At 63.0% G+C, this 24,256-nt stretch carries 13 protein-coding genes; 6 read left to right on the top strand and 7 right to left on the bottom strand.

Annotation, left to right across the window (positions count from 1 at the left end):
* The first annotated feature begins 10 nt into the window (after positions 1 to 10).
* Genes fliK through recD form a run of 4 tightly spaced genes read left to right on the top strand, consistent with a single transcriptional unit; the run spans position 11 to position 7,020 of the window.
* Positions 11 to 1,336: a flagellar hook-length control protein FliK gene (gene fliK, locus MRX98_RS08230; RefSeq protein WP_246905276.1), complete on the top strand. Its 1,326-nt coding sequence runs from the start codon at positions 11 to 13 to the stop codon at positions 1,334 to 1,336.
* The gene (locus tag MRX98_RS08225) at positions 1,333 to 1,602 is read left to right on the top strand and encodes an EscU/YscU/HrcU family type III secretion system export apparatus switch protein (RefSeq protein WP_246905273.1); all 270 of its coding nucleotides are present in this window, start codon (positions 1,333 to 1,335) and stop codon (positions 1,600 to 1,602) included. The genes fliK and MRX98_RS08225 overlap by 4 nt, the downstream gene beginning before the upstream one ends.
* The gene (gene recB / locus MRX98_RS08220) at positions 1,599 to 5,192 is read left to right on the top strand and encodes an exodeoxyribonuclease V subunit beta (RefSeq protein ID WP_246905260.1); all 3,594 of its coding nucleotides are present in this window, start codon (positions 1,599 to 1,601) and stop codon (positions 5,190 to 5,192) included. The genes MRX98_RS08225 and recB overlap by 4 nt, the downstream gene beginning before the upstream one ends.
* Positions 5,185 to 7,020 (top strand): exodeoxyribonuclease V subunit alpha, encoded by a 1,836-nt coding sequence (gene recD, locus MRX98_RS08215; protein ID WP_246905259.1) that lies wholly within the window; start codon positions 5,185 to 5,187, stop codon positions 7,018 to 7,020. The genes recB and recD overlap by 8 nt, the downstream gene beginning before the upstream one ends.
* Here the strand turns inward: recD and malQ are convergent.
* The 6 genes from malQ to glgX all read right to left on the bottom strand — a co-directional run bounded on the left by malQ (position 7,005) and on the right by glgX (position 17,015).
* A complete protein-coding gene (gene malQ, locus MRX98_RS08210; protein ID WP_246905255.1) occupies positions 7,005 to 8,516 on the bottom strand; it encodes a 4-alpha-glucanotransferase in 1,512 nt (503 codons plus the stop codon). The two genes, recD and malQ, sit on opposite strands and share 16 nt — an antisense overlap.
* A 9-nt stretch (positions 8,517 to 8,525) precedes the next feature.
* A complete protein-coding gene (locus MRX98_RS08205; RefSeq protein WP_246905253.1) occupies positions 8,526 to 9,095 on the bottom strand; it encodes a glycogen-binding domain-containing protein in 570 nt (189 codons plus the stop codon).
* Positions 9,092 to 10,885, bottom strand: coding sequence for a malto-oligosyltrehalose trehalohydrolase (gene treZ / locus MRX98_RS08200; RefSeq protein WP_246905250.1), 1,794 nt, complete (start codon positions 10,883 to 10,885; stop codon positions 9,092 to 9,094). Before treZ ends, MRX98_RS08205 begins: the two co-directional genes overlap by 4 nt.
* Positions 10,886 to 10,889: 4 nt before the next feature.
* Positions 10,890 to 13,568 (bottom strand): malto-oligosyltrehalose synthase, encoded by a 2,679-nt coding sequence (gene treY / locus MRX98_RS08195; RefSeq protein ID WP_246905247.1) that lies wholly within the window; start codon positions 13,566 to 13,568, stop codon positions 10,890 to 10,892.
* A 79-nt stretch (positions 13,569 to 13,647) separates the two neighbouring features.
* Positions 13,648 to 14,892, bottom strand: coding sequence for a glycosyltransferase (locus tag MRX98_RS08190; RefSeq protein WP_246905244.1), 1,245 nt, complete (start codon positions 14,890 to 14,892; stop codon positions 13,648 to 13,650).
* Between the two features lie 17 nt (positions 14,893 to 14,909).
* The gene (gene glgX, locus MRX98_RS08185; protein WP_246905242.1) at positions 14,910 to 17,015 is read right to left on the bottom strand and encodes a glycogen debranching protein GlgX; all 2,106 of its coding nucleotides are present in this window, start codon (positions 17,013 to 17,015) and stop codon (positions 14,910 to 14,912) included.
* Positions 17,016 to 17,721: 706 nt separating this feature from the next.
* On the opposite strand from glgX, the gene MRX98_RS08180 reads away from it, so the two are divergent.
* Both MRX98_RS08180 and cls read left to right on the top strand, forming a co-directional pair.
* Positions 17,722 to 20,439: a cation-translocating P-type ATPase gene (locus tag MRX98_RS08180; RefSeq protein ID WP_246905241.1), complete on the top strand. Its 2,718-nt coding sequence runs from the start codon at positions 17,722 to 17,724 to the stop codon at positions 20,437 to 20,439.
* 51 nt (positions 20,440 to 20,490) lie between these two features.
* Positions 20,491 to 22,002, top strand: a complete 1,512-nt coding sequence (gene cls, locus MRX98_RS08175) for a cardiolipin synthase (protein ID WP_246905237.1) — start codon at positions 20,491 to 20,493, stop codon at positions 22,000 to 22,002.
* 50 nt (positions 22,003 to 22,052) lie between these two features.
* Here cls and MRX98_RS08170 read toward each other — a convergent pair whose 3' ends face one another.
* Complete coding sequence (locus MRX98_RS08170; RefSeq protein ID WP_246905234.1) at positions 22,053 to 24,086, bottom strand: DUF6600 domain-containing protein; 2,034 nt, start codon at positions 24,084 to 24,086, stop codon at positions 22,053 to 22,055.
* Positions 24,087 to 24,256: the final 170 nt, after the last annotated feature.

Genomic DNA, 24,256 nt, shown 5'->3' with positions numbered 1-24,256 from the left:
ATCCGCGCTATTGGATAATGTGGTTCAGGCGCCGGGGCAAAGACTTGCGGCGGAGGATGCCTTCAACGGGCTGCGTGTGGGGGATCGTCTGACCGGTCGGGTGTTGCAACTCGAAGCCGATGGACGGGTCTTGATCGATTTGGGCCGTTTTCGTGCCCTGGCCCGGACCACCATGCCGGTGCAGCCGGGCCAGGTGATGTCGCTGAAGGTGGCGCGTAGCGGAGTGCCTCTGCAACTGAAGGTGGACGGCGTCGAAACTTTGCCGAATCAGCGACCACTGCCCCGGCTGGCCTTGGGCACGCTGCTTGCCGAGGGGGATCGGCAGCGGCTGGCGGGGGTGGTTGACCGCCTTCTGACCGCTCTCCCTCGCACCGCAGTCGACGCAAAGGCCGGCGGGGCGGTAGCCAACGCCCGGTCGGATGTCGGTGCCACGGCGGCGACAGCGTCAACTCCGTCGACGGCCTCGGCACAGGGGCAGATGACCCCAGCGGTGGCCCATGCCCTGGAACAACTCAAGGGGCTCTTTGCCGCCGCGCCCACCGAATCATCGGCCCAACAGTGGCAGCAGTGGGTGCGGACGGTCGTCGAGGACCGGGGCGTTTTGTTCGAGGTCAAACTGGCGGAGGCCTTGGCCACCAAGGCGCCCTCGGGCGAACCGCGCATCGTCGCCGAGAACCGGACAGGGGTTGCGCCCGCCGATATCCCGGAAGGGCCCGTGCGCGGAGCCGCCACCGGCCCCGATGCCCTGGCCAGGGCCGTGCAGTCCATCTTCTTGCGCGATCTGAAACCGCAACTGTTACTGCTGCAATCGTTTCTCGGTGAGCCGGAGCGGGCCGCTTCCCGTTCTTTCGGTCTCAAGGAACAGGAGGTCAGCTTTTTGCGCCAAACGGTGTCCCAACTGTTGCACCATGTGGAACACCAACAGGAGCGTGCGGTGCAGCGGGCCGGCGGCGGCGAACTGTTCCATGTGTTGGCACATCTGGTGCCCATGGAAGAGGGGCGGCGGCCCGTGGCGTTCAAGGTGTACTATCCCAAACGCGGCGGCGGTGACGGGACACCCGGCCATCGCATCGCTTTGCTGTTGGACATGGATCGTTTAGGACCGGTGCGGGTGGATCTGACCATGGTCGCCAACGATCTGGGGATTCAGTTCCATGTGCGCGATGAAGCAGTGAAGCAACGGATCGAAACCCACACCAATGCCGTGGTCGATGCTTTGGCGGGCCATTTCGATCACGTGCAGGTCACCGCCCGGGTCTCCCGGGAGGCCATCGCCCGTTTCGGCACCGAGGACCAGGAGGGTCCGGCCGTCGGCCGGATCGACATCAAAGCGTGAAAACACCCGAGCAACCCAAGAAAGCGGCCGCCTTGCGCTATGATACCAAAGGCGACCACGCCCCCAAAGTGGTGGCCAAGGGGCGCGGCAAGATGGCCGAGCGGATTGTGGCCCTGGCCCGGGAGCACCAGGTGCCTTTGGTGGAAGACCGCAACCTGGTGCAGATGCTCGAAGCCCTGGATCTCGACACCGAAATTCCCGCCACTCTCTACCAGGCCGTGGCCGAGGTGCTGGTTTTCGTCTATCGCATGAACCAACAGCAATGACCCCTTTCGACCTCGAAAACACCCCCCTCGACGGGGTTCATCTGATCGAAGCCGGCGCCGGCACAGGCAAGACCTACACCATCGCCGGGATCTTCCTGCGGCTGATCGTGGAACGGGGCGTGTCCATTGATCGGATCCTGGTGGTCACCTATACCAAAGCGGCCACCGAAGAGCTCAAAAGCCGCATTCGTGGCCGGTTGCTCAGCGCCAAGGCGGTGTTGAACGGGCAGCAGCCCGCCGAGCCGCTGTTCGACGCCATGTGCCGCAACGGCGTCACCGTTCGGCAGGCCCTGGATCGCATTCAGGATGCCCTGGTCGATTTCGACCAGGCGGCCATTTTCACCATTCACGGTTTCTGCCAAAGGGTGCTGCACCACTTCGCCTTCGAAACGGGCCATCTGTTCGATGCCGAACTGGTTCAGGACGCCCAGCCCCTGGTGCAAGAGACGGCCGACGATTTCTGGCGCCGCAATGTGAGCCGGGCGCCCATGGAGTTGGCTTGTTTTGTGACGGATCACTTGAAGGGACCGCGCGGGTTGGCGGCACTGATGCAGCACAGCCGTTTCCCGGGGCTGCGACTGCTGCCGGAAGGGGGCAAACCGCCGCCGCGCGCCATCGCACCGTGGCGCCGGGCCGCCCATCAGGTGGTGACCCAGTGGCCTGCGGCGCGGTCGGCGGTGGCGGCATTGCTGCATTCGCCTGCCTTGAGCGGTACGGTTTACGGCGGCAACACCGCGGATCCGCAGCGACCGGGCATGACGCGCCGCCAGCGCAAGGTGGCCGATCTGACGGCCGCCATGGATCAGTGGCCGGGTGACTATCCCCTCTGGGAAGGGTTCGAGAAACTGACCGCCGCGCGTGTCGCGGGTGCCACCAAGAAGGGCCATGCAGCGCCGCAGCATCCTTTCCTGGACCTGTGCGACCATGCCCTGGCCTGCCACGTGGCGTTGGCCGATCAGTTGACCGCCTATTTGCGTTATCTGAAAATCCGTTTCCTGCAGCAGGCCGAAGGGCGCTTGAGGGACAAGAAGCAGCGCCGCAATGTGCTGTTTTACGATGACTTGCTGCTGCAAGTCCACCATGCCTTGGCCGGTGACGGCCGGGCCGGTCTGGTGGCCGCCATCCGTGGGCAATACCAGGCGGCCCTGGTGGATGAGTTCCAGGACACCGACCCACTGCAATACACCATCTTCCATGCCCTGTTTGCCGACCGCCATCCCTTGCTGTTCATGATCGGCGATCCCAAGCAGGCGATCTACAGTTTTCGCGGTGCCGATCTTTTCTCCTACCTGCAGGCGCGGCGCAATGCCCGTCGCCGGCACACCTTGACGCGCAACTGGCGCGCCACAGCGCCCCTGATCGATGCGCTCAACACTCTGTTCGCGCACCATCCGCGCCCATTCGGGTTCGAACAGATTCCCTACGAACGGGCCATCGCGGCGGACACCGTGACGGAGGCAGCATCCCCTCCGTTTGTGCTATGGCATCTGACCCGCGATGACACGGCCGATCTGCACCGTCCCATACCGCGCCATGCGGCACTGCCGCGTATCGTGGATGCCGTGGGCGAGGAGATTGTCCGTCTGCTGGCGGATGAGGCGGTGGCGCCGCAGCAAATCGCCGTACTCACCCGGACCCACCATCAAGCCCAGGCGGTCAAGTCGGCCTTGGCCCGGCGGCGGGTGCCGGCCGTTTTGCACAGCGCCGGGCGGGTATTCGACACTCCGGAAGCCGAAGCGCTGGCCGTCGTGCTGGATGCCTTGGCCGCGCCCGCCGATCCCCGAAAGGTGCGCACCGCCTTGGCCACCGTCTTGCTCGGTGCCGACGCAGCCGTTTTGTGCGCCACCATGGACGACGCATCCGCGACCTGGCAGGCCTGGTGGGCGCGCTGCCATGGCTATCATCAGGTCTGGCAGCGGTACGGTTTTTTCCGCATGTTCAGCCATTTCATGGCGCGCGAGGGCATCAAGGGGCGGCTGCGCGCCCTGGCGGACGGCGAGCGGCGTTTGACCAATCTGCTGCACCTGGCCGAATTGCTTCACCAGGCGGACCGGTATCACGCCGCCGGGCCGGAAGGGGTGCTCAAGTGGTTGGCCGACCAGCGGCAGAGCGACGCCGCCACGGCGGATACCGAAATGCTGCGCCTGGAAAGCGATGCCCGTGCCGTGCGGGTCATCACCATTCACAAAAGCAAGGGTTTGCAATTCGATGTGGTTTTCTGCCCTTTCACCTGGGAAGGTGTCAAGGTGACGGACGACGCGGCAGTGTTCCACGATCCGGCGGTTAACGATCAACTGACCCTGGCCATCGGCCCCGGCCTGACCGCCGAACAGCAACGGCAGGCCGCGGCCGAGGCCTTGTCGGAAAACCTGCGGCTGTTCTATGTCGCCGTGACGCGTGCCCGTCGCCGCTGCTACATGGTGTGGGGCGCCATACGCGATACCGAACTGTCGGCCACCGCCTATTTGCTGCACGGAACGCCCGACATGGGGCAAGATTGGATGGCCGCCCTGCATGCCCGCATGAAAGCCATGACCGACAGCGAAATGGTGGCCGAGCTCCAGACCTTGGCAGGTCGCTCCGAGGGCACCATCGCCGTGGCGTCGCTGCCGGAGGCCGGCGCCGCAACCTTCGATGACTGCAAAGGCGCGCCGGTTCGGTTGACGCGCCGGACGTTCGCCCGCACTTTCGATGGTGGCTGGCGCGTGGCCAGCTTCTCCGCCATGACCGCCGACCATTCGCCGGGAGTGTCCGATCCAGCGGACCGGGACGATGTGCCGTCGGCGACGGCTCCCGCCGCCGATTATGCACTCGACTTCCGTCGTCTGGCCGATTTTCCCAAGGGTACCGCCGCCGGGCTTTTCTTTCATGACCTGCTGGAGCATTGGGATTTTACACAAGGACCGGGGGCGCCGCGTACTGCCCTGGTGAACGCAACCTTGGCGGCCCACGGTTTCGATGCGCGGTGGGCGGAGGTGGTGGATCGTATGCTCAGCCATCTGGCGGCGGCGCCCCTGCCGACGGCGCCGCAAACAAAGCCGTTGCGCCTGGCGGATGTGCCGCGGGGGCGTCGGATGGACGAAATGGATTTCTATCTACCCCTCAACCGGGTGTCGCCCGAGCGTCTGCAAAGCTGTTTCGCCGCCCATGGCCGGCCCCACATGGCCGATTTGCCGGTCGATCCCTTGGAGCGGCTCACCTTCGCGTCCATGCACGGTTATCTCCGGGGGTTCATCGACGCCCTCTTTGCCCATGAGGGGCGCTACTATCTGGTGGACTGGAAATCCAACCACTTGGGCGACACCCCGGCGGACTACACGGTTGCGCGGCTGGCGCGGGTCATGGCCGAATCGTACTACTTTCTGCAATATCACCTCTATGTGCTGGCGCTGGATCAGCTGCTGCGCCGGCGGTTGCCGGGATACGACTACCAGCGGCACTTCGGCGGCGTTTACTACCTGTTTATACGGGGTGTGGAAGGACCCGTCCACGGTGTCTACCATGACCTGCCCGATGAAGGGTTGATCGCCGATTTGCGCCGCATCGTCACCCCCATCGAAACATCCGACGGAAACCAGGCCCATGCATGATCCCTACCTTTTGCGCGCCGCCCACGAGCAACCCTTGCGGGCCATCGACCGGGTTTTCGCCAAGACCGTCCAGCGCCTGGGCGGGTGCGCCGATCCCTGGGTGGGTTTGGCCGCGGCCCTGGTCAGCCGGGCGGCCGGCCAGGGGCACGTCTGTCTCGATTTGGACCTGGCCCATGCAGCGGCGCTGTCGGCCTTTCCGCGTTGGGAAGGCGCGGCGGCGCCCGATTCGCCGCGCCGCTGGCGCGAACGGCTGCAAGCCTGCGCCGCGGTGGGGCAGGGGGGGGCCTTCCGGCCCCTGATTATGGAGGGCGCGCGGCTTTACCTGCAACGCTACTGGGCCTATGAACACACCCTGGCCCGCGCCATCCGCGAACGTTGCCGGGCACCGGCGGCGGTGTCGGAAACGACCCAGTCAGTGGCCACGGCGGCGATTTTCAGCGATGACGATGGGGGTCAGCGGCGGGCGGCGCAGGTGGCGGCCACCCGGCGTTTCAGTGTCATCTCCGGCGGGCCCGGGACGGGCAAGACCTACACGGTGGCCCGTATCATCCAACTACTGCACCATCTGCAGCCGGATCGGTCCTTGACCATTCATTTGGCTGCGCCCACGGGCAAGGCGGCCGCTCGCTTGCAGGGGGCGGTGCAAGACCTGTTGGCCGGGGCGGGCGATCCGGGCGCCGGCGATGCCCTGCGGCTGCACGAGGCCCGGACCCTGCACCGCCTGCTGGGGTTCATGCCGGCCCGGGGACGGTACCGTTACAACGCGGACAACCCCTTGCCCTCCGATGCGGTCATCGTGGACGAAGCCTCCATGATCGATCTGGCGCTGATGGTGCGCCTGATGGAGGCCCTGGCGCCCCACACCCGGCTGGTGCTGGTGGGGGACAAGGATCAACTGGCGTCGGTGGAAGCCGGGGCCGTGTTGGGGGATATCTGCTACGGTCTCGACCCGCAGTCCAATAGGGCCGCCACAGACCGCGGCCGGGACGCCGACAACGCCGGACAGGAGACGTCCGCTTCCTTGGCCGACCATATCGTCGTTCTGGATCGCACCTACCGTTTCGAGGCCGGCGGCGGCATCGCGGCCCTCAGCCGCGCCATCAATGCCGGGCAGGCCGATGCGGTGCGCGCCCTGTTGGCGGACGAGGGCCGCACCGGCATCCGTTTGACCCCCCTGACGGATCGGGAGAGGTTGGCAGCGGCATTGGAAGCATCGGTTCTGGAGGGTTTTGCGCCGCTGTTTGAAGCGCCGACGCCCGGAATGGCTTTGACGGGCCTCAACCGGTTCAAGATCCTATGCGCCGTGCGCCAAGGTCCCTTCGGCGTCGAAGCACTGAATACATACGTGACCGGCCTGCTGCGCTCCCACGGCCGCATCCCGCCGGCCGCAAGCGTTCATTCGAGCTGGTATCCGGGGCGACCGGTGATGGTGAGGCGCAACGATTACTACCAGGGGTTGTTCAACGGGGATGCCGGTGTGGCCATGCACGATCCGGAAGGCGGTCCGGATGCACTGCGGGTGGTCTTCGCCGAAGGCCGGGAAGCGTTCAGGTCCCTGGCGCCGCACCAATTGCCGGACCATGAGACCGTTTACGCCATGACGGTGCACAAGAGTCAGGGATCCGAATTCGACCATGTGGTGCTGGTGCTGCCCGACCAGGATTCACCCTTGCTCACCCGCGAGCTGGTTTACACCGCCGTCACCCGCGCCCGCAAAAGCCTTCACATCCTGGCGCCGCCCCCGTTGCTCGACTTGGCGGTCGGTCGCCGGATTCAGCGCAGCTCAGGATTGCGCGAAGCCTTGTGGGCGCATCAATCGCGCCCGTAGGTGGTGGTCATGGTTGCCAACCGCCGCGCCAGATGGGGCGTCAGGCGGCGCTGATCGAGGCGCCAGCGCCAGTTTCCCCGGGCTTGTCCCGGACGGTTGGTGCGCGCGGATCGGCCGAGGCCCAATAGATCCTGCATGGGCACCAGGGCCATGCGGGCCGGGGATTGCATGACCAGCCGGATCAGGTCCCAATGCACGCTTTTCTCGGTGATGGTGTGGCCCACATAGCGCTGCAGGCGCTGTTTCTCCGCAGGTTTGGCTTCATGCCGGAACCACCCCCGGACGGTGTTGGTGTCGTGGGTGCCGGTGAAGTAGGCACAGTGGGGATCCATGGCATGGGGCAGGTAGGCATTGCGCGGAAAATCAGATCCGAAGGCGAACAGCGCCACGCGCATGCCCGGTATTCGATAACGCCGCAGGGTTTCGCGCACATCGGCCGTGATCACGCCCAGATCTTCGGCCACGATGGGGGGCAGCGGAAAGCGGCGCAGCAGACAGGTGAGGAAATCGTCCACCGGAGCCGCGGTCCATTGGCCGTCGATGGCCGACGTGTGATGGGCCGGCACCTCCCAGAAGGCCACCAGGCCCCTGAAGTGATCGATGCGCAGCCAATCGAAGCGCTCCAGGTTGTGGCCGATCCGCTGCAGCCACCATTCGTAACCGGTGGCTTGCAGCCGTTGCCAATTGAAGAGCGGGTGGCCCCACAGCTGGCCGGTAACACTGAAGTAATCCGGGGGTACGCCGGAGACCGAAACGGGTCGGCCGTCCCGATCCAGTTGGAAGATGTCGGGATGGCCCCACACATCGGCGCTGTCGGCATTGACATAGATGGGGATGTCGCCGAAGAGCTGCAGCCCCTTCGATAAGCAGTAACGGCGCAAGGCGCGCAACTGCCGATCGAAGAGAAATTGAAGAAATTTCTCTTTTTCCAGTGCTTCCCCGAATTGTTGATCGAGTTGGCGCAAGGCGGCCGGCGAAGGCCGTTTGAAGGTGGCGGGCCATTGTTGCCAGGGCAGGCCGTCGAGGTGATCCTTTAAAACTTTGAAGCGGGCCGCATCGTCGAGCCACCCGTCATTTGCGCGGCGGAAACGGCGGAAGGCCTCGCGGTTGCCGCGGGTCGTTGTGTTCTGGAACCGCTTGAAGGCAATATCGAACAGGGATTCTTTAAAGCTTACAGCGGCGGCATAATCCACTTGCTTGGTATCGAAACGGGGCAGCGGGTTCAAGTCCCTGTCCGCCAGAAATCGATCCTTGACCAGGTCCTCCGGGCTGATCAGCAGGGTGTTGCCCGCAAAGGCGGACCAACTGTCATAGGGAGAAAAATCACCCCTGGCGTCAATCGGGTTCAGCGGCAGTATTTGCCACAGCCGCTGCCGGGCCGCCTGCAAAAAGTCTACAAAGCGACGTGCCGCCGGCCCCAGGTCGCCGATGCCGAACCGCGAGGGCAACGAGGGGATGGGCAACACGACACCGGCGCAGCGCGCAATGGTGGTCATCGCGGCAACCTATTTAAGCTTGGACTTGGCCGACTTGATGCTGTCGCTCAACGATTTCCAGGCGCTTTCAATCCCATCCTTGAGATCTTCCCATGCCTTACCGCCGGAGCGGTGCAACGCTTCCAGTTTCTGTTCGAATTCGCCGGCCTTTTCCCGCAACGCAGCGATCTGTTTCTGATATTTGACCTTGGAAGCGTCCTTGGCGTTTTCGGCCTTTGCTTCCAGTTTGTCGATCTCCCGCTGCCACTTGTCCAACTTCTCTTTGATTTTGGACACATAGGCGGCTTGTTTGTTCTCCGTTGTACTGCCGCTCACGACTTCGATGCAACTGTTGGCGGTGCCATGAGGGTTGGGCACGCTGGTGGGGCAATCGGGGTCGATCACCCAGTCGCCGTCCACGACGAACTTGTATTCGTAGGTGCCGGGGAGCAGCTTTTTATCCCGCCGCCACAGGCCCGAACGGTTCTGTTTCATTTTGTCGTTTTCAGGGGTCCAATCGTTGAAACTCCCCGCCAGATAAACCTCCCGGGCATCCGGGGCCATCAGGGTGAAGGTGACACGTTCCTTGTGCGAACTCATGGGCTGTTCTCCTTGTTAGAAAATGAAAAGGGCATCGAATCGTCGATGGCGGATGTCCCATCCGCCCATATGGCGACACTGTCGGCCGGCAACAGGACGCCGGCGTTATCGGGGTGCACCTGCGGTGCAGAGGCGAGCAGTAATTGCTTATCGCCCAAACCGGTAACCGCAATACGCTGTGCATTGTCAGCCAGGTTGCAGACCAGCACCACCGGGCCCCGGGCGATCACCAGCCAGCGGGCGTCCTCGTCGAAGCGCGCCCGGATTGCTTCCAGGCGCCCGTCGCTGAGGGCCGGGTGTTGTCGGCGCAAGCGGATCAATGCCTTGTACCATTGCCGCAGCGCTTTGTGGGGCGCTCGATCCATCTCGTCCCATGCCAGTTTGGATTGCCGGAAGGTGGCTGCATCCTGCGGGTCGGGCACCTGATCGGGATCCCAGCCGAAGGCGGCGAACTCCTTTTGACGGCCACGGCGCACCGCCTCGCCCAATTCCGGTTCCTGGTGATCGGTGAAATAGAGAAAGGGGGTGCGGGCGCCCCACTCCTCTCCTTGGAAGAGCATGGGAACGAAGGGAGAGGTCAGTAACAAGGCGGCGCCGATCATCACCCTTTCCGGGGAGAGGATTTGGGAGAGGCGATCGCCCCGGGCGCGGTTGCCCACCTGATCGTGGTTTTGCATGCAGCCGACCCAGGTATGACCCGCCAATCCCGTGGCCGGTCGCCCGTGGCATCGTTGTCGGAATTGAGAGAAACGCCCGTCATAGCGCCATCCGTGGGTCAATACGGCCACCAGATCGGCCAAACGGCCGAAGTCCCGGTAGTAACCCTGGCGTTCGCCGGTCAAAACGGCATGCAGGGCGTGGTGGAAGTCTTCGTTCCACTGGGCATCCAGACCGTAACCGCCCACAGCGGGAGGGTGCACCGCCCGCGGATCGTTCAGGTCGCTTTCGGCGATGAGTACCAGGTGACGGCCCAGGTGGGCTTGGAGGGACCCCACGGCATCGGCCAACTGTTCAAGAAAATGGGTTGCCGAATTGTCGGCGAAGGCATGTATCGCGTCGATGCGCAGGCCGTCCATGTGGTAGTCGCGCAGCCACATCAGGGCGTTGTCGATGAAAAAGCGGCGCACCGTGTCGCTGTGCGGGCCGTCCAGATTGACGGCATCGCCCCATGGGGTGTTGTAACGGTCGGTGAAGTAGGGGCCGTAACGGCCCAGGTAGTTGCCGGAGGGCCCCAGGTGGTTGTAGACCACATCCAGCAGGACGGCCAGGCCGCGCCGGTGGCAGGCGTCCACCAACCGTTTGAGGCCTTCGGGACCGCCATAGTGGTGATGGGGCGCATAGAGGGCCACACCGTCGTACCCCCAGCCCCTTTCTTCGGCAAAGGATGCCACCGGCATCAGCTCCACATGGGTGATGCCCAGGTCCACAAGTGCGTCCAACCGTTGGATGGCTGCGTCGAAAGTCCCCTCGGCGGTGAAGGTGCCGATGTGCAATTCGTAAATCACAGCTGCCGTCAAGGGTGGCGGCTGCCATCCGTCGTCTTGCCAGCGGTGTTGCCGGTGGTCGATCCAACGGGATGGACCGTGGACGCCGGCAGGTTGCCAGGGCGAACGGGGATCGGGAAAAGGACCTTGGTCGTCGAGGAAGAAGTAATAGTCGTCGCCGTGGTGCGGCTGGGGATTGGCAAGTGTCCACCAGCCCCTGTCGCCGGCGGTCAAGGCGTACCGTTGCTCGCGCAACAAGATCTCCACCCTGGCGGCATCGGGCGCCCATAAATGGATAGCGGTCATCGCTTCACTCCTCCTTGACCAGCAGGGCGACGGGAAAGCGCTCCAGCAGGTCTGCCAGTCGGATGGACGCTGCTTCCAATATCATATCATCGCCGAGCCGGTTGTGCCAGCGGCCCGGCGGCAGCTGGATGCGGGTGTCGGACCAGTCATTAGCCAACCCCATGATACGGCGGGGCACGATGGTCACCACCTGATCTCCGCGGGCGAAGGCCAGCACATGATCGGCCTTGGATCCCTCGGCCGTCAGGGGCCGGTAATCGCCCTGGCTGCCGAACGGGACGGGTCGACGGCGTCGCAGGTGCAAAGCCTGGCGGATCAGCCACAGTTTGGGCAACCCTTCGTCCATGCGTTCCATGATGGTCTCCACGGCGCATCCGTCCAATTCTTGCAACAGGCGTTGTCGCAATTGGTAATCCACCGGACGCCGGTTGTCCGGGTCCACCAGACTCAAGTCCCACAACTCCGTGCCCTGGTAAATATCGGGCACGCCGGGGGCCGTCAGCTTGATCAAGGTCTGGGCCAGACTGTTGATGCGACCGGGCCGCACCAGCGGAGCCACGAATGCTGCCACATCATCGGTGAAGCCGGCGTCGGCCATGGCCGCCTTGACGAATTGGTCCACGGCCGCCTCGTAGTCTTCGGCGGGCTGTGTCCAACTGGTATACAACTTGGCTTCCCGCACCGCTTTGGTCATGAACGCGGTCAAGCGGTCAGCCTCGATGGGCCAGGCACCCACCAGGGTTTGGTAGAACAGGTACTCGGCGGCCTTGTCCGGGCCCGCGGCACTTCGATGGTTTTGGTTGTGATCGGCCCAGCGCCCAACGGCGTCCGCCCACTGCCGGGGGATTTCCGAGAGCAGCGCCAGGCGGGCGCGCACATCCTCGCTGCGTTTGGTGTCGTGGGTGGAAGTGGTCAGAAGGGTGCGCGGATAATGGGCGAGGGTGTCGGCGCAGAAGCGGTGGAACGCTTGGGGTGTGACGGCATAGCGATCCGGATCGGCCCCCACCTCGTTGCAGGCGACCAGGCGGTGGAAGCGGTAAAAAGCGGTATCCTCGACCCCTTTGGCCATGAGTGGGCCGGTGAACTGCTGAAACCGCAGCGCCAGCCGGATCGCCGCGGGGTCGTTGATTTCCAGCAGCAGCAAGGAGGCCAGGAATGCGAACAGCGAAGGGTCGAGCTCGGGGCAATCGGCCCGGGCGCCGTCGACCGCTTGGCGGATGCGCGCCGCGTCTTCTTCCGACACCGTTACGCGGCCGGCGGCCGTGAACACCCGTCCATAGCTGCGGTAGACCGGAAAGCGGACGGCGACGCGGGCCAGGGCCGCAGTCAGTTCGCGGCGGGTGTAGTCCCGGTGGCGACGCTGTTTTTGGCAGACGGCGACCAGCAGGTCGGTCAATTGCCCCATTTCGCTGCCGAACAGTTGGTCGAGCACCAGCGCCTTGCATTGGGCCACCAGATCGGCATATCGGAGCGACTCTCCAGTGAAGTCGGCGCAAACCGCGCCCAGGGCCATCAATCCGTCACCGTCCACAAACAGACCGCCTACCTGGTTGAGGAAATCGTAACCGGTGGTGCCGTCGATGGGCCACTGCGCCGGCAAAGGCTCGCCCGGTTCCAGGATCTTTTCGGCCAGGATCCAAGTGTCGGGGCAGGCGGCGCGCAATCGTTGGAAATATCCCGTGGGATCCCACAGGCCGTCGGGATGGTCGATGCGCAGTCCGTGCACATGCCCTTCGCGCACCCAGTGCAGCGGAAATTGATGGGTGGCGTTGAACACTTCGGAAAGCTCCACCCGCACGCCGATGAGGCTGTCGATGTCGAAAAAGCGCCGGTGGTTGAGTTGATCGCCACTGCAGCGCCAGAAGGCCGGACGGTAGTGTTGCCGACCAATGAGGGCGTCGAGGGCGTCGGGGTGGGTGTTGAGGTGTGCCACTTCCCGGTCGATGGCACCGGCGACGGCTGCGTTTTGAAGGCACAGACGTTCCAGGAGTTGTTGAATCACACCGTCGTAGGTGCCCCGGCGGCTGTCGCTGGAGCCGCCGTTTGCATCCCATGATTGGTGGGAGCCGGCGCAGCAGTCGGCAAGGAAGGCCAACATGGTGGAATCGGCTGCGGCCGCCGCCCTGCGCAGCAAATCGCCCAGGCCGGTCAGGTTCACCGGGAAACGCTGATCGTGGTAAGTCAGGGAGAAGCCTCCCCGGTTACGGCACAGTCGCAGTTCGCCGTTTTCCAGGACCCGGCCGTAGTGGTCGCCCAATACGGGCAGCAGGACTTTCCCGGCGAACGGCCCTTCCGTCGGCCAGGTCACGTCGAACCAGCCGGCGTAGCGGCTTTGGCGGCCATGGGTGAGAACGTCCCACCACCAGCGATTGTCCGGAGCACCGATGGCCATATGGTTGGGAACCAGATCGATCATCTGGCGCAGGCCCTCGGCTTGCAAGGCTTGGCACAAATGACTGTACCCCGTTGCGCCGCCTAGCGCCCCGTCCACCCGGGTGGGATCCACGATGTCATAGCCGTGTGTGCTGGCCTCGGCGGCGGCCAGGAAAGGGGAAAGATAGCAGTGGCTGACCCCCAGCGCGGTCAAATAGGGCGCGATGTCGGCGGCCTGCGCAAAATCGAAGCCGTTGCGCAACTGCATTCGATAGGTGGCGACGGGCTCTGTATGCGGTGTGTCGGCCATGGGCTCTCCATGGGGTTGCGCACGCTCTGTTGTCGCACCTTGCGGCATCGATGCTCGCGGCATGCCGGCGCGGGGGGATCTATGCTCGATCTCCCGGGCCCTGATCTTTCAAGAAGAACCGGGTTTCGAAGGCGCGAAAAAGGTCGATATACTGCTCAAGGAGACGTGTCAGAAGAAATTTTTCGATTACCGTTTGCCTGGCGTGACGCCCCATCCGTTCCCGCAGCCGACGATCTTTCAGAAGTCGGACAATGCGGTCTGCGGCCTCTTCGACATCCGAGACCAGAAAGCCGTTGACGCCGTCTTCGATCTGCAAGGGGATGCCGCCGACGTTGCCGCCGATCACCGGGGTGCCTTTCCACATGGCCTCGGTTACCGTGAGGCCGAATCCTTCCCGCAGCGATTTTTGCAGCACCACCGCCGCCTTGCGTTGCAGCGCGTTGACCAAACAGGTGTCGTCCTTGGAGATGAGGATGATCCGATCCTCCTGCTGGTCCAGCAGGCTTTTGTAGATGGCGGGCCCTTCAGGGTCGTCGGTGGCCACATTGCCCAGAAGAACAAGGGTGGCGTTCACCTGGCGACGGGCGATTTTAAAGGCATCGATCACCCCCTGGGGATCTTTCCAGATATCGAACCGGGATACCTGCACGACCAGCGGCAAGTCGGTTGGTATACCGTAGTGCCAAAGCCGTTCATCTACTTCATCCTCGGTCAGTTCCTTGTTCTTGATGGAAAATGGATTGATCGCCGGCATGAAGATGCGCTGCGGCACTTGCAGTCGCTGTTTGTATTGTTCGGCGCTGACCACCACGGCGTCGTATTTGTCCATGACGGGCATCAAATAGTTCATGAGGGTCGGGTTGGGCCGGCTCAGGTCGATGTGGCAACGCCAGATCCAAGGGCAATTCTTGGTGTAATGGTTGATCAAAAAAAGGGGCTGCGGGTCGTGGACCACCACCCGGTCGAATCGGTTCAAATGCATGCGGGCGGCATTCTTGCGCAGCACCTCTTCGTAAATTTGCATTTTACGCTGGGTCTGGTGGATTTCGGCGCCTTGCAAAGCATTGTGCATCTTCTTGGTGACGCTGAAGAAATCCAGCTCTCCCTGGAGCAGATGCCATTCGGTCTCGATGCCCACCTGATTCATCAGGATCGACAGCGGATCGAGCATTTCGGCCACACCACCGCCGTTGTAGGTGGAGTTGATGTGCACCACCCGCATGCCGAAGATGGGTCGGGCCTTGGCGAAAATGCGATCCAGGGCCGCTTGGCCGATGAGGTCGGCGTACTTTTCGATGGGTGTCATCACCCCCAGTCGTTCCATCAATCGATCTCCTGTCGTTATGTGTTGCAGCGTTGCAGCACCACCACGGAGCGGGCGGCCAGTTCCACGACGCCGCCGGATGGATGCCTTCGGTCGGTGTTCGGTAATCCTACTTTGCCGGTGTCCATCACCACCGACCAACAGGCGCCCCATGCCGCGTCCGGCAATGTGAAAACGAGGGATTCATGGTGCGCATTGAACAGGATGACGAAACTGTCGTCGGTCACCGGATCCCGGCGCGGGTGGGGGTTGGGGATGGTTTCGCCATTCAAGAAAACACCCAGCGTGCTGACCAACCCCGTACCCCAATCCTCCTCGGCCATTTGCGTGCCGTCGGAAGAGAACCAGGCGATGTCTTTTACTTCGCTGCCGTGGATCCGTTTGCCCAAAAACCAGCCGCGCCGGCGCAGCACCGGATGCTCGGCGCGCAGGTGGATCAACTGCCGGCAAAAGAGCAGCAGCGGTTCGTCGATGTTGTCCCAGTCGTACCAGGAGATTTCATTGTCCTGGCAATAGGCGTTGTTGTTGCCCTGTTGGGTACGGCCGATTTCATCGCCCCCCGATATCATGGGCACCCCTTGGGAAAGCAGCAGCGTTGCGAGCAAATTGCGCTGCTGGCGGCCGCGCAGGGCGAGAATGCCGGGATCGTCCGTGGGGCCCTCGGCACCGCAGTTCCAGGAACGGTTGTGATCTTCGCCGTCCCTTCCCTCCTCGCCGTTGGCGAGGTTGTGTTTTTCGTTGTAGGAGACCAGGTCGCGCATGGTGAAGCCGTCATGGGCGGTGATGAAATTGATGCTGGCATAGGGTAGGCGGGAGGTGGTTTCGTAGAGGTCGGAACTGCCGGTGAAGCGGGAGGCGAACTCTCCCAGGGTCTGTTCGTGGCCACGCCAGAAATCACGCACGCAATCGCGGTACTTGCCGTTCCACTCGGTCCAGAGGGGTGGGAACTTGCCCACCTGGTAACCCCCTTCGCCCACATCCCACGGTTCGGCGATCAATTTGACCTGGCTGATCACCGGATCCTGCTGAATCAGGTCGAAAAAGGCCGACAGGCGATCCACATCGTGCAGCTCGCGGGCCAGGGTGGATGCCAGATCGAAACGAAAGCCGTCCACGTGCATCTCCAGCACCCAGTAACGCAGCGAATCCATGAGTAGCTGCAACACGTGGGGGTGGCGCATGTTCAAGCTGTTGCCGCAACCGGTGTAATCCATGTAGTAGCGCGCATCTTCGGTCAGACGATAGTAATAGGCGTTGTCGATGCCCTTGAAGCACAACGTGGGGCCCAAATGGTTGCCTTCACCGGTGTGGTTGTAAACCACGTCCAGGATCACTTCGATACCGGCTTCGTGCAAGGTTTTGACCATCTGCTTGAATTCGGCCACCGCCGCCGCCGGTCGTTTGTCGCTGGCATATTCGTTATGGGGGGCGAAGTAGCCGATGGAGTTGTAACCCCAGTAGTTGCGCAGCCCCTTGGCCACCAGATGCTGATCGTGGATGAACTGGTGTACCGGCAGCAGTTCCACCGCGGTGATGCCCAAGTGTTTGAGGTAATCGACGGCCACATGGTGCGCCAGGCCGGCATAGGTGCCGCGGATCTCTGCGGGAATGTCCGGGTGGCGGGCGGTGAATCCTTTGACATGGGTTTCATAGATGATCGTCTCGTGCCAGGGAATTTGCAGGCGACGATCACCGTTCCAGTCGAAGTGGGGCTGGTGTACCACGCAACGGGGCATGAACGGCGCATTGTCGGTGTCGTTGCGCACATCGGGGCCCTCGGCGAAGCGGTAGGGAAAGACCGCTTCGTCCCAGCGCACCTGACCTTCGAGGGCCTTGGTGTAGGGGTCGATCAACAGCTTGGCCGGGTTGCACCGATGGCCGTTGGCCGGATCCCACGGACCATGCACGCGGTATCCGTAGCGCTGGCCCGGGCCCACCGTCGGCAGGTAGGCATGCCAGCAATACCCGGTCACTTCGGGCATGGCCAAACAGGTTTCGCCGCCGTCTTCGTCCAGCAGGCACAGCTCCACCTGTTCGGCGATTTCCGAAAATAGGGAGAAATTGGTGCCGTATCCGTCGTAGACGGCACCAAGGGGATAAGGCGTGCCCGGGAAGATTTTCACGGACGGTTCCTCCTGCGTGAAACCGCGTTAGGGGTTGCGATGGGCAGATCCGCTGAACACAACAGAGAGAGATGAGCGCAAGCGCGGCGGCAGAGCGCATCGAAGCAATGGGTGCCCGGACCGGAAACGGCATTTGGCGGCTTGCTGAAGTGGCCACGCTCTATCCAATGCAGCTCGCGCCGGCGGTTGAAAGGGCCGCGGTTTCATGTGCATTCCGGAAGAGCACCGGGTCTTAATTAAAAATCTATTGGTACTTGATTGAATTGTCAATGAGCAAGCTGTGGCAAGCCGTTTTTCGTGTGCCCTTAACATTCCGTGCGCCGCGTTTCCATCCAGGGCAATCGCATGTAGAAATCAAGTGGAAAGGATTTTGATCAGGATTGTTTGTGTATGTGGCGTGAACGCTATCCACCTTACCGGTGGCGGCAGTGATGCGCATGACCTCTTGTTGCTGCGCAACACTGGCAACCCGTTGCCAGTGCCACCCGCGTCCAATGCATTGCATGCCGCTTCGGGCGACCCGCCATCGTTCCCTTCCCTGGCAACCGGCGCAGCTGCTCCATGCACTGCGACTGGATTTCTCGTCCTTGCCTGTCGTTTTGACCTGATGTATTGTCCGGCTACTGGCAATGACAAATAGAGCGCCGTCATAGTCCAACAAGCGGAGCAAGAGCGGTGCCGGCGTATTGGAGGGACGAAGGTGGCGATGGAACCTCAATCGAGATCGGATGTGAGTGTGCCCGAAGGGGCATGGCATAGCAAACCGGTGGGAGAAATTTTACAAGCATTTGAGGTTTCCGAGGCGGGTTTGACCAGTGAGGCGGCCCGGCAACGGCTGGCCGAACACGGCCCCAACCAATTGCCCCAAGAGGCGCCCGAGGGGCTGTTGCGCCGCTTTGTGCGCCAGTTCAACGATGTTCTGATTTACGTTCTGATGGCGGCGGCCGTAATCACCGCCTTTCTGGGTGAATGGATCGATACGGGCGTGATTCTGGCGGTGGTGCTGATCAACGCCGTCATCGGATTCGTCCAGGAAGGCAAGGCCGAAGCGGCCCTGGAGTCGATTCGCAAGATGTTGTCCCTCAATGCCCTGGTGGCGCGGGACGGCCGCCGGGTGACCGTGGAAGCGGATCAGATCGTGCCGGGCGATGTGGTTTATCTGGAGTCGGGGGATCGGGTGCCGGCGGATGTGCGCATCATCGAGGCACGCAATTTGCGCGTCGAGGAGGCGGCCCTGACCGGTGAGTCCCTACCGGTCGAAAAGCAGACCGATCCGGTGGCACCCACGGCCGAACTGGGGGATCGCAGCTGCATGGCCTATTCCGGCACGGTGGTGACCAGCGGCCGGTTGACCGGCGTGGTGACGGCCACCGGACGCCACACCGAAATCGGGCGCATCGGCGAGATGGTCGCGCGGGTCGAGAAGTTGACCACGCCGTTGCTGCGGGCCGTCAACCGTTTCGGCAAATTGCTGTCGGCCGTGATTCTGGGCGTGGCGCTGGTGGTCTTTTTTTTCGGTTTGGGGCTGCGTGGTTTTTCGGTGGTGGAGATGTTCCTCATCGTGGTCAGCCTGGCGGTCGCGGCAATCCCCGAGGGATTGCCGGCCATCATGACCATCACCCTGGCCCTGGGTGTTCAACGCATGGCGCAGCGCAACGCCATCATCCGGCGGTTGCCGGCGGTGGAAACCTTGGGGTCGGTGACGGTGATCTGCTCCGATAAGACCGGCACCCTGACCCGCAACGAAATGACCGTCACGGAGGTGGTGTTGCCCGACGGCAATGTGGCGGTCTCCGGTACCGGCTATGACCCCGAAGGCGATTTCGAGCAGGATGGGCAACCGGTCGACCCCGCGGCGCAGCGGAACTTGCACACTTTGATTCTCGCCGGCGTGCTGTGCAATGACGCCGAGGTACGACAGGATCCGGAGAAAGGGTACATCGTCGACGGCGATCCCACCGAGGGGGCCATGGTGGCTCTGGGGATGAAGGCGGGCTTGGATCGCGACCAACTGCAGCGCGAGCGGCGCCGTGTCGATGTCATCCCCTTCGAATCGGATCACCGTTTTATGGCCACCCTCCACGACAACCCCGAAGGTGGCCGCCTGATTTATCTAAAAGGGGCACCCGAAGCGGTGCTGCCCTTGTGTGAGCGACAAGGATTGGAAGGTGATGCGGGTTCCTTGGATACAGCCTTTTGGGAAGAGCGTACCGATGTCCTGGCCGAAAAAGGGTATCGCGTGCTGGCGGTGGCCTGCAAGGAAACGGACCACGACACCATCTCCTTCGAAGATGTGCAAGACGGCATGAGCCTGATGGGTTGCGTGGGGATGATCGACCCGCCGCGGCCCGAGGCGATCCAGGCCATCGAAGAGTGCCGCCAAGCCGGCATTCGGGTCAAGATGATCACCGGCGATCATGCCGTGACGGCGCGCTCCATCGGTGCCCGGATGGGCATCGGCGACGGGGAGAAGGCACTTACCGGGCGACAGCTCGAGGAGATGGACGACGAACAATTGCGCCAAGCGGTACTGGATCATGATGTCTTTGCCCGCTCCAGCCCGGAGCACAAGCTGCGCCTGGTGGAGGCCTTGCAATCCCATGGTGAAGTGGTGTCCATGACCGGTGACGGTGTCAACGACGCACCGGCCCTCAAGCGGGCCGACGTGGGTGTGGCCATGGGGATCAAGGGGTCCGAGGCCTCCAAGGAGGCCGCCGCCATGGTCTTGGCCGACGACAACTTCGCGACCATCAAACATGCGGTGGAAGAGGGCCGCACCATCTACGACAACCTGAAGAAGACCATTCTTTTCATTCTGCCGACCAATGGTGCCGAGGCACTGATCGTATTGGCCACGGTGTTGTTCGCTTTCAACCAGTTGCCCATCACGCCGGTGCAAATCCTGTGGGTCAACATGATCACGGCGGTCACCCTGGCGCTGGCCCTGGCGTTCGAGCCTTCGGAACCGGGTATCATGCGGCGGCCCCCGCGGGATCCCAACGAACCCATCGTGTCGGGCTATCTGCTCTGGCGCATCGGCTTCGTTTCGGTGTTGGTGGCCTGTTTTGCCATCGGTCTTTTCTTCTATGAGCTGGACAACGGCGTTTCGTTGCTGTCGGCCCGCACCATGGCCGTCAACGTGTTGGTGGCCGGTCAGCTCTTTTACCTGTTCAACAGTCGTTTCATCATGCAATCCTCCCTGTCCCTCAAGGGTTTGTTGAGCAACCGGGCGGCTTTAATGGCGGTCGGTCTGTTGACCCTTTTCCAACTGATGTTCACCTATCTACCGCCTTTTCAACTTTGGTTCGGCACCGAAGCCATCCGACCGGTGGATTGGCTATTGATATTGGGTGCGGGAGTGGCGGTTTTCTTTATCGTGGAGTTGGAAAAGGCGGTGGTGCGGCGTTGGCGGAAGGCCCGGTAATTTCAACCACCCCGGTATCGCACCACTCCGAACACGAGGTCCAGGTGCCGAATGCGCAAGCTCTTGTCACGTTTCCGAAAAGACAATAAACCGCGGGGGACCTCGCCGCTTGATCGGTGTGCCGCCTATGTGCGGCCGCGTCGCAAACGGTTTGTGGCCTTGCTGGTGATCGTGGCGCACATCTCCGGCGGCCTGGCGTCGGTCCACGCCGTCCTGGAGACTCGCACCCCCCAGGGCGCCGTGGCCTGGGCGGTTTCCCTCAACACCATCCCCTATGTCGCCGTGCCCCTTTACCTCACCTTCGGCCGTTCCAAGTTCAACGGTTACGTCAAGAAACGGCAAGACAAGATCGAAGAGACCGATCCATTGGTGCGCGATCTGGTCGATCAGCTGCGGGCGGCTCAGCTGGTGGTGCCCGAACCGCTGGCCATGCCCTTGATGGAGAGCCTGGCCAAATTGCCGGCCACCATGGGCAATGCGGTTGCTTTATTGCGCAACGGCGAGGCCATCTTTGCATCGATTTTTGAAGGGATCGACGCGGCGGAGCACTATCTGCTGGCCCAATTCTATATCGTGCGCGACGATGCCCTGGGTCGGGAGTTTCACAAGCGTCTCACGGCCGCCGCCGCGCGTGGGGTCAAGGTGCACTTTCTGTATGACGAAATCGGCTGTTACCAACTACCCCGTCGCTACCTGGAAGATTTGCGCCGCTCGGGGGTGGTGGTCCACGCCTTCAACAGCACCCAGGGGCGCGCCAATCGCTTCCAGATCAATTTTCGCAATCATCGCAAGATCGTGGTGGCCGATGGTCGGCATGCCTGGGTCGGCGGCGCCAACGTGGGCGATGAATACATGGGGCGCCACCCGCGTCTGACCCCGTGGCTGGACGCCATGGTCAAGGTGACGGGACCGGCGGTGCAGATGGTCCAGGTGCCCTTTTTGGAGGACTGGTTCTGGGCAAGCGGCCAGCTGTTGGATCTGGACTGGACGGTGCAAACCGCGCCCTCCGGCGATTCCAGTGCCGTGCTGAGCCTGCCCACCGGTCCGGCCGATCGCTACGACACCTGCGCCTTGTTCTTCATGAACGCCATTCAACGGGCCGAGCGTCGGCTCTGGATCGCCAGCCCCTACTTCGTGCCCGACCAACAGATCGTCAGCGCATTGCAACTGGCGGCCATGCGGGGCGTGGATGTGCGCATCCTGGTGCCCGAGGATTGCGATCACATGCTGGTGCGATTGGCGGGATGGTCCTTCGTGGCGCCATTGGAAATGGTGGGTGTGCAAATATTCCGCCATGGCAACGGCTTTCTACACCACAAGGCCATGCTGGTGGACGAGGATGTGAGTGCCGTCGGCACGGCCAACTTCGACAACCGCTCTTTCCGCCTCAATTTCGAATTGACACTGCTGGTGCGCGATGCCGCTTTCGCCAAAGAGGTGGAGGCGATGTTTCTGGACGATTTTGCCGATTCGCGCCTATCGTCAGCGCAGGAGCTGGCGGAACGCGCGTTTCCGGTGCGCTTGGCTGTGCGCATCGCCAGGCTTTTGGCACCACTCCTTTAAGATTCCCAATAAAACAAAGCGGAGCAGGGCTGCGGCCCCGCGACCATTGGCTATCGGGATCGGCGCCCGGAAAACGGTGCCGTGTCTCGTGCGCCCGACCTATCCTGCGACCGTACCGTGCCACCGGAACGGGGCGCCATCCGCTCGCCGGTTGTAATGGAGCGGTCCGCGGGCGGCTGCGTGGGCGCCATGCGTGATGGCGCCATGGAGGGTCGGCTGGGCCGCCCCTCGTTCTGCGGAGCGTTGCGGATGCCCGCAGGCGGCGTGACGCCGGCTTCACCGGGAGCGCGAAATCCCTCTCCGCTCGACCGGGGTGTTGCGGGAGCGCGGGGAGACGAAGTCGTTCGGCGTTGACGCATATCCGCCGGGTTGCGGGGCATTTCGGGAGACGAAGGCCGCAGACCGGGCGATGGGCCGTCGGCACCGAAACGGCTGCCGGGTCTCGGCGCCGTTCGGACGCCGGATTCCGCCGGGCTGCGCGGCGGTGTCGGCGACGACGGATTCGGTGCCGTGATACGGCTGCCGCTGCGGGTCCGGTCCGTCGTCACGCGCCGCTCAGGCATTGTGGCATCCGGCCGCCGCGGCGTGGCGCGTTCGATGGTACGGGGGGCGGTGGGCCGGTCCATCCTCCGTTGGTCTGGTGCACGACCGGTGACGGCCGGGCCGCTGCCCGGCAGTGGACGCGAGCGCACCACAGTCCGTTGCAATCGCTCCTCGGGCGGTCGAATGCCCCTCGTTGTGGTGGGAACGAAGTGGGACGGCCGCGTGGAGAGCGAGGGCGCCGCATGGGTGGGGCGCAGTCGGCGGGTATCCGCCTCTGAAAGCTGTGTCCGGACAATGGGTCTGCCGGAAAAGTGCCGTGGGTTGACCGTCACCACGGCGTTTCGCACTCGGCTGTTGCGATAGGTGGTGATGTGGCGCGCATTGATGATGGTGGTGTGCTGTATGGTCACATTATTGATCACCCGTGGACCGCCCCACCCACCCCACCAGGGTCGGTGAATAAAGCCGGGACGTCCCCACCACGGCACCAGTGGCTCGCCCCAGCCCAGGGCAACCCAACCGACCATGGGGCCCCCGACGGAAACACTGACACTCACCCCCGGTTGCCCGTAAAAGGCCACCATGGCAGGGGCGTAGATCGCACGGCGGACGCGGGGGCCCGGCGCCCAGCTCCAGGTATTGTGCACGTAAACCCAGCGACCGTAGTGGAAGGGCGCCCATCCCCAAGGGGCGCTGTCGACCCAGGTCCAGCCGTAATAAGGATCGCGTACCCATGTGCCGCTGCTGTAAGGGGCCCAATCGGCGGGCACCGCGCGCGGCACCCAAACGGTACCGTAGACGGGTACGGAGCGCCACGTGCCATGGCGGTCCAGTTCGGCGGCACCGTAGGTGCCCGGCGGGAGGTGTTGCGTGCTCTCGGCTTGAAGGTGATCGTCGGTTCGATTGTGGTTCCACTCGTCCCAGGCATCGAGCGGCGGTGCCGCGCGTGCGGTGACGGCTGTGGACGACGGGCCGGCAAAGGTGGCCGCCTCGTCGGCGGTGACGGGGACGGTATCCCCGTTGGCCAAAACGGCATGGGCCCTGCCGCCGTTGCGGACCACTATCGTGGTTTGATCCGCACCGACAGTCAAGCGGTAGTAACCCGGTTGATCGATGGTCAGCGCGGCCCGGGGTGTGTCCAGCGCCACTTGCTCACCGGGTTCAAGACGGCGCAGATCCAGGGCCGCTTCTCCCGAGGTCACCTTGAAGTGCTGCAACGCCGGTGTTTGTTGCTCGAGACCGATCTGGGTGTCGCCGGCGGCACGTAAATACGCTTCGGTACCGATTTGCAGCTCCATTTGTCCTTCATTGCCAACGTAAAGCTGGTCACCGGGTGCCAAGGGCGTGTTGATTTGGGCTGCCACCCAATCTTCGGCGCCCGGGCGCCAATAGGAGACGGCCCCTTCGAGCAAGCTCAGCCGCGGCGGGGTGTAATACAATGCATCGTTGTCGGCCGTGGACAATGTGGTTTGCGCCGCGGCGCCAAGCACCAGAGCGCCCCATAGGCATAATGTTCCCGAAATGATTTTGAAGGGTCGCATGTTCGGCCTCCCCTGTGTGGTGTGCCGCTCGTTGCAATTTTGACCAACACGATTATAACAAATTATGGATGCCGGGTCGAAAGTCCACCCCGGCCTGCCGTTTTCATACTATCCGACGTATCAGTGGAAATAAATGTTTACACATTGAACCTGTCGTGAATCCGGTGTTA

The organism is Desulfatitalea alkaliphila (genome assembly GCF_022968795.1).
GTDB lineage: Bacteria > Desulfobacterota > Desulfobacteria > Desulfobacterales > Desulfosarcinaceae > Desulfatitalea > Desulfatitalea alkaliphila.
This window is presented reverse-complemented; position numbering and strand designations above follow the sequence as displayed.

Bases quoted from the DNA above. Each gene is read 5' to 3' on its own strand.
- recB (WP_246905260.1), top strand. From the start codon at position 1,599: ATGACCCCTTTCGACCTCGAAAACACCCCCCTCGACGGGGTTCATCTG.
- recD (WP_246905259.1), top strand. From the start codon at position 5,185: ATGCATGATCCCTACCTTTTGCGCGCCGCCCACGAGCAACCCTTGCGG.
- malQ (WP_246905255.1), bottom strand. From the start codon at position 8,516: ATGACCACCATTGCGCGCTGCGCCGGTGTCGTGTTGCCCATCCCCTCG.
- MRX98_RS08205 (WP_246905253.1), bottom strand. From the start codon at position 9,095: ATGAGTTCGCACAAGGAACGTGTCACCTTCACCCTGATGGCCCCGGAT.
- treZ (WP_246905250.1), bottom strand. From the start codon at position 10,885: ATGACCGCTATCCATTTATGGGCGCCCGATGCCGCCAGGGTGGAGATC.
- treY (WP_246905247.1), bottom strand. From the start codon at position 13,568: ATGGCCGACACACCGCATACAGAGCCCGTCGCCACCTATCGAATGCAG.
- MRX98_RS08190 (WP_246905244.1), bottom strand. From the start codon at position 14,892: ATGGAACGACTGGGGGTGATGACACCCATCGAAAAGTACGCCGACCTC.
- MRX98_RS08180 (WP_246905241.1), top strand. From the start codon at position 17,722: ATGGAACCTCAATCGAGATCGGATGTGAGTGTGCCCGAAGGGGCATGG.
- cls (WP_246905237.1), top strand. From the start codon at position 20,491: ATGCGCAAGCTCTTGTCACGTTTCCGAAAAGACAATAAACCGCGGGGG.
- MRX98_RS08170 (WP_246905234.1), bottom strand. From the start codon at position 24,086: ATGCGACCCTTCAAAATCATTTCGGGAACATTATGCCTATGGGGCGCT.